General features: G+C 33.9%; 6 protein-coding genes. 4 read left to right on the forward strand and 2 right to left on the reverse strand.

Annotation, left to right across the window (positions count from 1 at the left end; translation table 11 throughout):
- The first annotated feature begins 72 nt into the window (after positions 1-72).
- The 3 genes from Q4Q47_RS01490 to uvrB all read left to right on the forward strand — a co-directional run bounded on the left by Q4Q47_RS01490 (position 73) and on the right by uvrB (position 10,952).
- The gene (locus Q4Q47_RS01490) at positions 73-5,181 is read left to right on the forward strand and encodes a T9SS type B sorting domain-containing protein (RefSeq protein ID WP_303304883.1); all 5,109 of its coding nucleotides are present in this window, start codon (positions 73-75) and stop codon (positions 5,179-5,181) included.
- 185 nt (positions 5,182-5,366) lie between these two features.
- A complete protein-coding gene (locus tag Q4Q47_RS01495) occupies positions 5,367-8,921 on the forward strand; it encodes a T9SS type B sorting domain-containing protein (RefSeq protein ID WP_303304884.1) in 3,555 nt (1,184 codons plus the stop codon).
- 27 nt (positions 8,922-8,948) lie between these two features.
- Complete coding sequence (uvrB, locus tag Q4Q47_RS01500) at positions 8,949-10,952, forward strand: excinuclease ABC subunit UvrB (RefSeq protein ID WP_303304885.1); 2,004 nt, start codon at positions 8,949-8,951, stop codon at positions 10,950-10,952.
- 78 nt (positions 10,953-11,030) lie between these two features.
- On the opposite strand, the gene Q4Q47_RS01505 is transcribed toward uvrB, so the two are convergent.
- Complete coding sequence (locus Q4Q47_RS01505; protein WP_303304886.1) at positions 11,031-11,438, reverse strand: TerB family tellurite resistance protein; 408 nt, start codon at positions 11,436-11,438, stop codon at positions 11,031-11,033.
- Positions 11,439-11,808: 370 nt separating this feature from the next.
- Between Q4Q47_RS01505 and Q4Q47_RS01510 the strand changes: the two genes are divergently transcribed.
- Complete coding sequence (locus Q4Q47_RS01510; RefSeq protein WP_303304887.1) at positions 11,809-12,123, forward strand: DUF1456 family protein; 315 nt, start codon at positions 11,809-11,811, stop codon at positions 12,121-12,123.
- Positions 12,124-12,209: 86 nt separating this feature from the next.
- Here the strand turns inward: Q4Q47_RS01510 and sucC are convergent, their stop codons facing one another.
- Positions 12,210-13,400 carry an ADP-forming succinate--CoA ligase subunit beta gene (gene sucC, locus Q4Q47_RS01515; RefSeq protein ID WP_303304888.1) on the reverse strand — a complete coding sequence of 397 codons (1,191 nt, stop codon included), beginning with the start codon at positions 13,398-13,400 and terminating at the stop codon, positions 12,210-12,212.
- Positions 13,401-13,662: the final 262 nt, after the last annotated feature.

Here is a 13,662-nt window from a genome sequence, read left to right on the forward strand (position 1 = left end):
CTTGGTTTTATAAAGTCTAAGTAAACTAAATACTATATTTTAGTATTTAGTTTACTTATTAACAATAGACTTATGCAATCATCTGCTTTTTACAAAAAAACATTGTTAATATTTATAATTACTATTACCACACAAGGTTATTCGCAATTAAGTAAAACACATTATATCCCACCATTAACAAGTGCCGAGTTTGGAAATGCCAATCCAGAAGATCAGTATATCTATTTATCAACACCCAGTGCAACAGATGTTCCATTTACCATTAAACCTGTAGGTCAACCCATCTCTAGCTATATAACTGGTAATGTTTCTAATACAACCCCTCAACAAATCTCCTTAGGTTTTGGAAATGGACAGTTATTCATTCCTTCATCACAAACCAGCGTAGTCGTTAATAATAAGGGGTATATTATTGAAGCTGAAAGTACTATCTATGTATCTGTAAGAATGAATGCAGGTGGAGGTGCTCAGGCTGGGGCTTTAGTTAGTAAAGGGCTTTCTGCATTAGGGACTACTTTTAGAGTAGGTAGTTATACCAATGAAAACCCTCAAGACAATTATTTGAATTTTGCATCTGTCATGGCAACCGAAGATAATACACTAGTCACTTTTAGTAACCTTCCTGCCGGTATTATTATAAAAAATTATACGGGAACCACTCCTATAAACACCACTTTAAACAAAGGTGAAAGTTATACTATAGCAACAAACAGTAGTTCCTCAGTTATTAACCGCGATGGATTAATAGGGTGTTTAATAAATTCGGATAAACCCGTCGTAGTAAATTGTGGTTCTGCTAATGGTAGCTTTCATAACGGTAACAGTAGAGATTATGGAATAGACCAAATTGTTGATTTATCAAAAGTCGGTACAGAATATATTTTTGTTAAAGGTGATGGTGATAACGCCTGGGAGAATATTTTAATAGTAGCACATACAGATAATACAACTATAAGTATAAATGGCAATACTCCAATAGCAACAATTAATGCAGGAGATTATTATTTAATAGAGGGAAACAACTATAATGCTAATGGCAATATGTATGTAGAAACCTCTTTACCTACTTTTGCTTATCAAGGTGTAGGAGCTACAAATAGTGAAGCCAATCAAGGGATGTTTTTTGTACCACCATTAAGCTGTGAAGCCAGAGGTAATCTGGATAATATAGCAAATATTGAACATATTGGGGGCACTAATTATACAGGAGGTATTACCGTAGTAACAAAATCTGGAGCTACCATAACTATTAATAACACGCCCATATCAAGTTTTTCTACAATTGGTCCGAGTGCTGTTAATGGGAAATCCGATTATGTCACTTACAAAGTTACTGGCCTTTTTGGAAATATATCTGTAGAAAGTAGTGATGAATTATATTGCGCTTATTTTAATTTTAATGGCGCAGCAACATCCGGAAGTTTTTATTCTGGCTTTCCTTCGGCACCAGAAATTAATTTTGACGCACAATTTGCAACCTTGGGAAATTGTATTCCCAATATCACTCTAGAAGCTGCTAACACTCAAAACTTTGATAGTTTTGAATGGTGGTTTGATGATGGATCTGGGTTCCAAAACCTATCTATAAGTACACCCGTTTTAACACCAACTGTACCAGGGAAATATAAATTAATTGGCATCATTACATGTACATTAGAAAGATTAGAATCGGCAGAAGTACCTGTAAGCATCTGTCCAGACGATATTGACAATGATGGTATTATTGATAACATTGATATAGATAATGATAATGACGGTATACTTAATTGTACAGAATCAAGAGGTGATGTTACTGTAAATATTGCGAATACGAACCAACCACAACTTATTTTTCAGGATAATACCGTTAATACTTCAATAACTTCATCGACATTCATTCAAAATAATAGTTCTGGAAATACAACAAATACCATTACAGGCACAAACTCTGGTGGTTTTACAAGCATTGTTCAACCGGCAGCTCATGCAGAAAGTACATATTCATTAGCTTTTACTGAATCAGTGAATGTGAAATTCATGGAAGATACAGCAATTACACATGTGGCAACCACTGGTGAATCTTTTGTTGCAAAAATTTCACCTGTAAATAAAAACATCACACTCATAGACCCCGATGATCGCTTATTAATCGATTCCAATTTTGATGGTGTTTTTGAAGCAAATGTGACTCAAATTTCGGGATCCGAAATTCATTTTAAAATAAACCCTACCCCTTCAGGCAATACGCCTTATCAATTTTTTGCTAATCAAGTTGATGGGTTTTCTTTTATCCATAAATTAATAAACACAACTACAGCTTCCACATTTAGTGGTGAGATATCCCTTACCTGCTTTAAAAAAGATACAGATTTAGATGGTATTAAAGATGAATTTGACTTAGACAGTGATAATGATGGACTTCCAGATATTATTGAAAATAGAGGTACACTGATAACATTATCAAATACAGATATAGATATTAATGGATTAGATGACATTTTTGATATTAACATTTTGCCTTTAGATTCTGATACTGATGGTGTTTTCGATTTTTACGATTTAGACAGTGACAATGATGGGATCTACGATTTAATAGAATCTGGGCAGCTTGGTACTACATTATCCGATACCAATCTAGATGGTGTTGAAGATGGTCCAACTTATGGTACAAACGGATGGGCGGATGCCGCTGAAACTGCTCCCGACAGTAACATCATTGGGTATACACCAAATGATCTAGATAATGATTCCATATTTACTTATCTTGATTTAGATAGTGATGGTGATACCTGTAGCGATGTCATTGAAGCTGATTTTTCTGATGCAAATGGGGACGATTTATTAGGAGACAATTTGGTCACAACAAATGCTACCGGATTAGTTACAAATGCTAGTGATGGTTATACCATTCCTAATAGTAATTATTTAAATGTTGCCCCTATAGCTATTACAACGCAACCCGTTGATACTGAAATTTGTGAACTTTCAAATGCCATAATATCTCCAGTATCATCAACATTTGACACTATTCAATGGGAAGTTAGTACTGATGGTATTAACTGGAATACCGTAGTTGATAATACTATTTATATGGGGTCTCAAACAGCTGATTTAAATATTACGAATACGCCTTTATCTTATAACACCTATCAATATCGAGCTTTTTTAAATTTAGCTGGAAACAGTTGTGGTTTATATTCTGATGAAATTGTATTAACCGTTCACCCATTACCTGTTTTAAATACTCCCAGCACATATTCGCAATGTGATGATGCTTCCAATGACGGTGTAGCTTCATTCAATTTAACATTAAATTCTATAAAAGAAGAAATAGATCCTGATCATGTTGCTAAAAATCTTATCTTTTCTTATTATTTAGATAGTAACGCAAACAATCCAATTCCTAATCCACAAATTTTTCAAAATTCAACGCCATTTACCCCTGAAATAGTTTGGATTGGAGTTGAAGATTCTAATGGGTGTTTTAGCTTGGTTTCAATTACTTTGGAAGTCACCCCTTCAAGTGCTGTACTTGCACTTTACAACCCTACTTCTATATATCAATGTGATGATGGTTTAGACGATAGAGACGGTATTTCTACATTTGATATGTCCACTATTAAAAACTATATTTCTACAACTATATTTTCTACGTTTAATGTGACTGTTCATTTTTATGAAAGTCAATTGGACGCAGAATTAGAGACAAACGAAATTCTAGATATTGCTAATCATCAAAATACAAATTCACCAAATACACAAGACATTTGGGTGCGTGTAAAAAGTGATTTAGGTAATAATTGTTTGGGATTAGAAGTATTTCCGAATTTATTAACTGTTGAAGCTTTGCCCTTTGCCAATCCAATTCCCCCTCAAATTGAATGCGATAATGATATAGATATTAACGATGGTATGTTTCCTTTTGATACAACTTTAATTGAAACAATCTTACTTAACGGACAATCTCTAACTGACGTTTCTGTAAATTTCACCTATTTAGATATTGATGGCATTACCGTGATCAATTCACCTACATTACCAAACCCATTTTTAACATCTAACCAAACTGTTATAGCTAGAGTAACAAACAATAACACCTTAGATCCTGACGGTGCTTGCTATGATGAAACAGCTATTGAGTTCAAAGTAGATATCCAACCCATAGCAAATCCTGTTTCACCCCTAATAGTATGTGATGGTGACTCGGGTGATTTGGATGATGATGGTGTATTTCCTTTTGATACTTCTGTATTTAGTAGTACGGTTCTTGGAACTCAATCTAGTACAGAAATCTATTTTGATTATGTTGATGAAAATGGCAACTCAATTATAGACAGTCCTTCCTTACCAAATCCCTTGATTTCAGGAAATCAAACGATTGTAGTAGAGGTTATAAACCCTGATAATATGTCTTGTACAGCTACTACAACTATTGAACTCGTAGTGAACCCTTTACCGGAATTCACCATTAACCCGGAAGAAATTGTCTGTACTTCCGATCCAACATTTACCGTCATGTTAGACCCTATTGAGACTAATATTAACGAACCGTTTATTTATGAGTGGGCTTATGAAGATGGTTCTATACTTTCTAATAATTCTACATTAACAGTATCAACCCCTGGAAGGTACTCAATCACCTTAACTAAAACTGATAGCACGGGTTGCTCCAGAACCTTGCATGTAGATGTGAAAGCTTCAGAAAAAGCAACCATTACTCAAGATGACGTTACCATTACAGACCTATCCGAAAACAACTCGGTTATTATCGATCCTACCAACCTCGGACTTGGTGATTATGAATATGCTCTAAGAGGAGAAGACGCTCCTTTTACAGTTTATCAAGAGGATCCTTCCTTCAATAATGTAAAAGCAGGCTTTTACACGATCTATGTTCGTGATGCTATTTGTGGTATCTCAACTTTAGATATTTCTGTTATTGGCCATTCAAAATTTTTCACACCCAATGGCGATACTATTAATGATCATTGGAAAATTAAAGGCATAAATGCCACATTTCAACCAAATAGTACTGTTTTAATTTACGATAGGTATGGAAAATTATTAAAACAACTTACCGTGCAATCTGATGGTTGGGATGGTACTTTTAATGGTACGCTATTGCCAACTGATGATTATTGGTTTAAAGTTTTTCTACAAGACGGTAGAGAGTTTTCAGGTCATTTTACTTTAAAGCGATAACTCTTAAATTCTTTATTGTGATTAAGTCATTTATAAATGATGACACATGACAACCTTTTTGTTTTTTGCACAATTCGAAAACTAAAATGACATATTAAATCGTTTAAGAAAATTACTAAAGTACAGATTAGTGTTCTCGAACACATTTGTTGTTTTTCCATATATTTGTTTTCAATGAAAATGATATGTCTAAAATATTCATAGTATTATTTTGCCTTATAGCTTTTATAAGTACCCCTTCTGAAGCTCAAGTATGTTCATTAGGAGACCCCGTCTTCATTGAAAATTTCGGGAATGGCACTAGTAGGTTAGGTCCATCATTAAATCAAGATCCAATTAACAATGTACATCCAAATTTTAGGCCAGCAGATTTGTACACTTATGTTGGAACTGGGAGCATTGGTCCTGATCAATATAGTATTATGAAAAATCCAAAAGATGCTGCACCAGGTGGCGCAAGTTGGAATGATAGTTTCTCAGACCATACAGGGAATTTTAATGGTTATCTATATTATTGTGATGCCAAGGAAGATTTAAATGTTTTTTATGCTCAAAAAATTGATGGTTTATGTCCTGATATAGAATATGAGCTTTCGGCTTGGTTTGCAAAAACAAATGCGCCTGATTATTTTATTGATCCTAATATTAAATTAATAATAGGATTTACGGATATTAACGATGATAATCTTGGTACTCCAATAGAGGCAGATTCTGGCCCTATTGAAGGTATTGGAGCAAATAGATGGCATAGAAGAAATTTAATTTTTTCAGCACCAGTTGGAACTGAAAATATTTATTTTATGCTAAAAAACAATGTTTCTGGAACTGCTGGAAATGATCTGGCTATTGATGATATTGAAGTAAGGCCCTGTGGTCCTCAAATCGATATTATAGATCAATCAACAAGTAGTATAGTCAATAACACATCCTTTTGTGTCACAGACTCTAACGATTTAACTATAAACATATCTGCAAACATCCCTAATAATTTTGTTATGCAATGGCAAGAATCAACAACATTTGGAATATGGACTGATATCTCTAATGAAACATCGAACACTCTAAATTATACCATTCCTGAAAACAATAATACATCGCATGCTATTCGGCTTAAATTTGCACACAACTCAACTAACTTACTCAATAATAAATGTCATTTCTTTACTGAAGAAGTCACATACAATCAAATATATATCAACACGGCACCTGACATACAACTATGTGATGATGATAATAATGGCACCATGCCTTTCAATTTAACTTTGCAAGATGTAATAATAAGTCCAACATCAGGAGCACAAATAACTTATCATCGTTCTCGAGCTGATGCAAACTCTGGAAATGCCCCAATTACCAGCCCTTTTGAAAGCGGAAATACGACCATATTTGCTCGCGTTGAAAACGATTTAAACACATCGTGTTTTGATATATCTAGTTTTGATTTAGAAGTTTATGATTCTGCTTTCCCTTTGGGTGCAGCCAATATAACTCCAATACAAGAATGTGATAACACCTCTGTGGGAACCGATACCAATGGGTTTATTGTTTTTGATCTAACTCAAAGAGAAACTGAAATTCTAAATGGACAATCTGCTTCAGATTTTTCATTAACCTATTTCACAGATGCAACATATCTATCGCCAATACTCACTCCTAATGCATTTTCAAATAATGTTTCTGGTGGACAAACCATATATGTGAGAATGACCAACAATTGGTTAAATAATTGTTATACAGATACTTATTTTAAAATTGAGGTTTTTGAATTACCTATTTTAAATACTCCCAGCACATATTCGCAATGTGATGATACTTCCAATGATGGTGTAGCTTCATTCAATTTAACGTTAAATTCTATAAAAGAAGAAATAGATCCTGATCATGTTGCTAAAAATCTTATCTTTTCTTATTATTTGGATAGTAGTGTAAACAATCCAATTCCTAATCCACAGATTTTTCAAAATTCAACGCCATTTACCCCTGAAATAGTTTGGATTGGAGTTGAAGATTCTAATGGGTGTTTTAGTTTGGTTTCAATTACTTTGGAAGTCACACCTTCAAGTGCTGCACTTGCACTTTACAACCCTACTTCTATATATCAATGTGATGACGGCCTAGACGATAGAGACGGTGTTTCTACGTTTGATATATCACTTATTAAAAATCATATTTCTACAACTATATTTTCTACGTTTAATGTGACTGTCCATTTTTATGAAAGTCAATTGGACGCTGAATTAGAGACAAACGAAATCCTAGATATTGCTAATCATCAAAATACAAATTCACCAAATACGCAAGACATTTGGGTGCGCGTAAAAAGTGATTTAGGTAATAATTGTTTGGGATTAGAAGCATTTCCGAATTTATTAACTGTTGAAGCTTTGCCCTTTGCCAACCCTATTCCCCCTCAAATTGAATGTGATAATGATATAGATATTAACGATGGTATGTTTCCTTTTGATACAACTTTAATTGAAACAACTTTACTTAACGGACAATCTTTAACTGATGTTTCTGTAAATTTCACCTATTTAGATATTGATGGTATTACCGTGATCAATTCAGCTACATTACCAACCCCCTTTTTAACACCTAACCAAACTGTTATAGCTAGAGTAACAAACAATAACACCTTAGATCCTGACGGTGCTTGCTATGATGAAACAGCTATTGAGTTCAAAGTAGATATCCAACCCATAGCAAATCCTGTTTCACCCCTAATAGTATGTGATGGTGACTCGGGTGATTTGGATGATGATGGTGTATTTCCTTTTGATACTTCTGTATTTAGTAGTACGGTTCTTGGAACTCAATCTAGTACAGAAATCTATTTTGATTATGTTGATGAAAATGGCAACTCAATTATAGACAGTCCTTCCTTACCAAATCCCTTGATTTCAGGAAATCAAACGATTGTAGTAGAGGTTATAAACCCTGATAATATGTCTTGTACAGCTACTACAACTATTGAACTCGTAGTGAACCCTTTACCGGAATTCACCATTAACCCGGAAGAAATTGTCTGTACTTCCGATCCAACATTTACCGTCATGTTAGACCCTATTGAGACTAATATTAACGAACCGTTTATTTATGAGTGGGCTTATGAAGATGGTTCTATACTTTCTAATAATTCTACATTAACAGTATCAACCCCTGGAAGGTACTCAATCACCTTAACTAAAACTGATGGCACGGGTTGCTCCAGAACCTTGCATGTAGATGTGAAAGCTTCAGAAAAAGCAACCATTACTCAAGATGACGTTACCATTACAGACCTATCCGAAAACAACTCGGTTATTATCGATCCTACCAACCTCGGACTTGGTGATTATGAATATGCTCTAAGAGGAGAAGACGCTCCTTTTACAGTTTATCAAGAGGATCCTTCCTTCAATAATGTAAAAGCAGGCTTTTACACGATCTATGTTCGTGATGCTATTTGTGGTATCTCAACTTTAGATATTTCTGTTATTGGCCATTCAAAATTTTTCACACCCAATGGCGATACTATTAATGATCATTGGAAAATTAAAGGCATAAATGCCACATTTCAACCAAATAGTACTGTTTTAATTTACGATAGGTATGGAAAATTATTAAAACAACTTACCGTGCAATCTGATGGTTGGGATGGTACTTTTAATGGTACGCTATTGCCAACTGATGATTATTGGTTTAAAGTTTTTCTACAAGACGGTAGAGAGTTTTCAGGTCATTTTACTTTAAAGCGATAGCTTACTTATTTTGCTTAATTTTGCAACATGCAATTTAAAATTGAATCTGAATTTAGCCCTACAGGAGATCAACCACAAGCCATAAAACAACTGGTTGATGGTATTACTTCTAATGAAAAATATCAAACATTACTTGGTGTAACAGGTTCTGGAAAAACCTTTACTGTTGCTAATGTTATAAAGGAAGTGCAACGTCCAACCTTAGTTTTAGCACATAATAAAACACTGGCAGCCCAATTATACTCAGAGTTTAAACAGTTTTTTCCAGATAATGCTGTGGAGTATTTTGTTTCATATTATGATTACTACCAACCAGAAGCTTATATTCCTGTTTCTGGTGTTTACATAGAAAAAGATTTATCCATTAATGAAGAAATTGAGAAGATGCGTTTAAGTGCCACATCTTCCTTACTTTCTGGTCGTCGCGATGTTCTGGTGATTGCATCGGTTTCATGTATTTATGGTATTGGAAACCCCATTGAGTTTCAAAAAAATGTGGTGGCCATAAAACGTGATCAGGTTATTTCCAGAACGAAATTATTACATCAATTAGTGCAAAGTTTATATTCTAGAACAGAAGCTGATTTTAAACATGGAAACTTTAGAATAAAAGGCGATACCGTTGACATCTTTCCTAGTTATGCCGATGATGCCTTTAGGATTCATTTTTTTGGCGATGAAATTGAAGATATCGAATCTTTTAACATTCAGACCAACGAGGTTATAGAAAAATATGATCAGCTTACCATTTATCCTGCAAATATGTTTGTCACCTCACCTGAAGTGCTTCAAGGTGCTATTAAAAATATTCAAGATGATTTGGTAAAACAACATGATTATTTTAAAGAAATTGGTAAACATTTAGAAGCCAAACGACTTAAAGAACGTACAGAGTTCGATTTAGAAATGATACGTGAATTGGGTTATTGCTCGGGTATAGAAAACTATTCACGTTATCTTGACGGTAGGTTACCCGGTACGCGCCCCTTCTGTTTATTAGATTATTTTCCAGATGATTATTTAATGGTTGTTGATGAGAGCCATGTTACTATTTCTCAAGTACATGCTATGTATGGTGGTGATAGAAGCAGAAAAGAAAATCTGGTTGAATACGGTTTTAGACTGCCTGCGGCTATGGATAATCGTCCATTAAAATTTGAAGAATTTGAAGCCATTCAAAATCAAGTTATTTATGTAAGTGCTACGCCTGCAGATTATGAACTTCAAAAAACAGATGGTATTTATATAGAACAAGTTATTCGTCCGACAGGGTTATTAGATCCTATTATTGAGGTACGACCAAGTTTAAATCAAATCGATGATTTAATAGAAGAAATACAACAAAGAATTGAGAAAGATGAGCGCATATTAGTGACGACGCTTACAAAACGAATGGCAGAAGAGCTAACGAAATATTTAGACAGAATACAGGTACGCTGCCGATATATTCATAGCGATGTAGATACTTTAGAGCGTGTTGAAATTATGCAAGATTTGCGCAAAGGGCTATTTGATGTGTTAGTCGGTGTGAACCTTTTACGAGAAGGTTTGGATTTACCCGAAGTATCTCTTGTTGCTATTTTAGATGCAGATAAAGAAGGTTTTTTACGGTCAACGCGTTCATTGACACAAACTGTAGGTAGAGCCGCAAGGAATTTGAATGGAAAAGCCATCATGTATGCAGACAAAATTACTAATAGTATGCAAAAGACTATTGATGAAACTAATTACAGACGTGAAAAACAAATTGCTTACAATACAAAACATAATGTGACCCCCAAAGCACTCAATAAAAGTTTAGATAATGCTTTGTCAAAGAATTCAGTAAGTACATACAGCTATGAGTTGGAGGCATTAAAGGCTGCAGAACCAGAAAGCGAGTATTTAACGAAACCAGAATTAGAAAAGAAAATCCGAGAAAAGCGTAAATTAATGGAAGAAGCTGCTAAAGCCTTAGATTTTATTATTGCCGCAAAATTACGTGACGAAATTAAAGGTTATCAAGATAAACTAGAAAAGCTAAAAGTTTAAACTTTTAGCTTTTCCATACCCCCACAAGGAGGGCCTCAAATAAAACACATTTTATAATAAGAACTTAGCAGATTATTATTAATTATACTGTGTTTTAAAAATATCAATCAACACATCAGGTGGTACAATTTTATTTGGAAAACTTTCCATTAAATAAAGTACCTTAGTAATGGACTCATGGCTTAGTCCCATACGTAAACCAAAGTTATATAATTTTATCGCACCGGAAGGGTTGCCTTCATTTTCTTGGTCAATATTCATTAATAATACCAATCTATGAAACTGAACAATACGCTCACTATGAGATTTTAAATGCGTATAAGTAACAGGATGGTCTATTAAATATTCAAAATCTTCTCGTGCTATATCGAGTTGTTTCGCAACACCTAATAGAAAATTATATTCTATATTTTTTATGTCTTTATCATACTTTGCAAATGCAATCATTTCGGACAAAAGACTTAGTTTTTCTACTCTATTAATCATTTCTTTAGGGGATTAATTAATTATACTATAAAGGTACACACAACAGTAATTTAATAATCGTCTATATAATGTAACTTATCGAAAAACCATAGGTATTTTGTCGTAACTTTTATTTATTTCATCAATAATTGTGTTTTATTCGTCTAATAAAATTGCATTTCGTCATTTACATCAATTTACTTTTGCTAAAAAAAACACTCACAAACACCTAACTTACAAGTGTTTAGTCGCAAAAAACTTATCTTTCATACAAATCATTAAAAATTAATATTTAAGGTATCTTTGCAAAAGCGAAGAAAACGCCAAAAAGGCATATTCCTTTGAATTAATTGAACCATTTTAAGTATTAACAGAAGTAGAAATCAATCTTATGACAAATAATGATATTTTAAAAAAATTACGTGTTGCTTTAAAACTGCGTGACGATGATATTGTAAAAATTTTAAGCCTGGTCGATTTCAGAATATCTAAAAGTGAACTGGGAGCATTTTTTAGAAAAGAAGACCACCCTAAATATATGGAGTGTGGTGATCAAATTTTACGTAATTTTTTAAATGGGCTTGTCATTCATTTAAGAGGTCCTATGCCTAAGAAGGGAGAAAAGAGTAAAATACAAAACTCCAAAAGCAAATCTTTAGAAAATAAATCTAAACCTGATGTAATTTCTAAAAAAGCCCGAAATTAACAAAAACTTCAACTCATCTAATACACAAAAAAGAGCAACATTAATGTTGCTCTTTTATTATATTTAGATTCCTGCCTTCACAGGAATTAAGCCAAAACTTGCTGTACTTTATCAGCTGCCTCTTGAAATTCTGTGGCACTCATCACATCCAAACCAGAATTATCTATTAATTCCTTAGCGATATCGGCATTGGTTCCTTGCAAACGCACAATGATAGGTACATTTATCGTTCCCATATTTTTATAAGCATCAATAACACCTTGTGCCACACGATCGCAACGTACGATCCCTCCAAATATGTTTATTAAAATAGCTTTTACCGCCGGATCTTTTAGTATAATTTTGAAAGCCGCTTCCACACGAGCTGCATCAGCAGTACCACCAACATCTAAAAAGTTAGCTGGCTCTCCTCCTGCTTGTTTTATTAAATCCATTGTAGCCATGGCTAACCCTGCTCCATTTACCATACAGCCAACATTTCCATCTAGATCTACATAGTTTAGGCCAAGTTCTCCAGCTTCTACTTCTATAGCACTTTCTTCACGCACATCGCGTAAATCAATGTAGTTCTTATGTCTATAAAGTGCATTATCGTCAATAGTTACTTTAGCATCTACAGCCATTATTTTATTATCACTTGTTTTTAAAACCGGATTAATCTCAAATAAAGATGAATCAGATTTTACATAAGCTGTATATAAAGCAGCAACAAATTTTGTCATCTCTTTAAAAGCCAAACCAGATAACCCTAAATTAAAAGCAACGCGTCTAGCTTGAAATGGTAATAAACCAACTGTTGGATCAACCTCTTCAGTAAATATTAAATCTGGCGTTTCTTCTGCAACAGTTTCAATATCCATACCACCTTCAGTAGAATACATGATCATATTACGTCCGGTTCCTCTATTTAATAATACAGACATGTAAAACTCATCAGTTTCACTTTCACCTGGATAATAAACATCCTCAGCAATTAAAACCTGATGTACCCTTTTACCAGCAGCAGACGTTTGAGGCGTTATTAAATCCATCCCAATAATTTGCCCTGCAATATCTTCAACCTCTTGCAAATTTTTGGCTAGTTTTACACCGCCACCTTTACCGCGTCCTCCAGCATGAACTTGGGCCTTAATAACATGCCAACTGGTTCCTGTTTCGCTTGTTAATTGTTTTGCAGCAGCAACTGCTTCATTAGCATTTTGAGCTACTATACCACGTTGTATACGTACTCCAAAACTACTTAATATCTCTTTACCTTGATATTCGTGTAAATTCATAATTCGCTTAATCGTTTAAGAAAGGCAAATGTAAATAATAGCAATTACTTACCCTAATATTTAATTATGAAAACTTACCAATGAACTCATTTAGACTTTTTCAATTTGCTAAAAAATGGCTGTTTTCAACTCTGTTTTTGTCTTTTTTTCCTTCCGTAGCTCTGCTATGCAACTCAAAAAAGTCTTCAACAGAGACAAAAACTTCTAATTTTCGCTTAAATCCAAAAAGTCTAAATGAGTTCAATAGCAATATGGCACATCT

The organism is Flavivirga spongiicola (assembly GCF_030540825.1).
GTDB classification, from domain to species: domain Bacteria; phylum Bacteroidota; class Bacteroidia; order Flavobacteriales; family Flavobacteriaceae; genus Flavivirga; species Flavivirga spongiicola.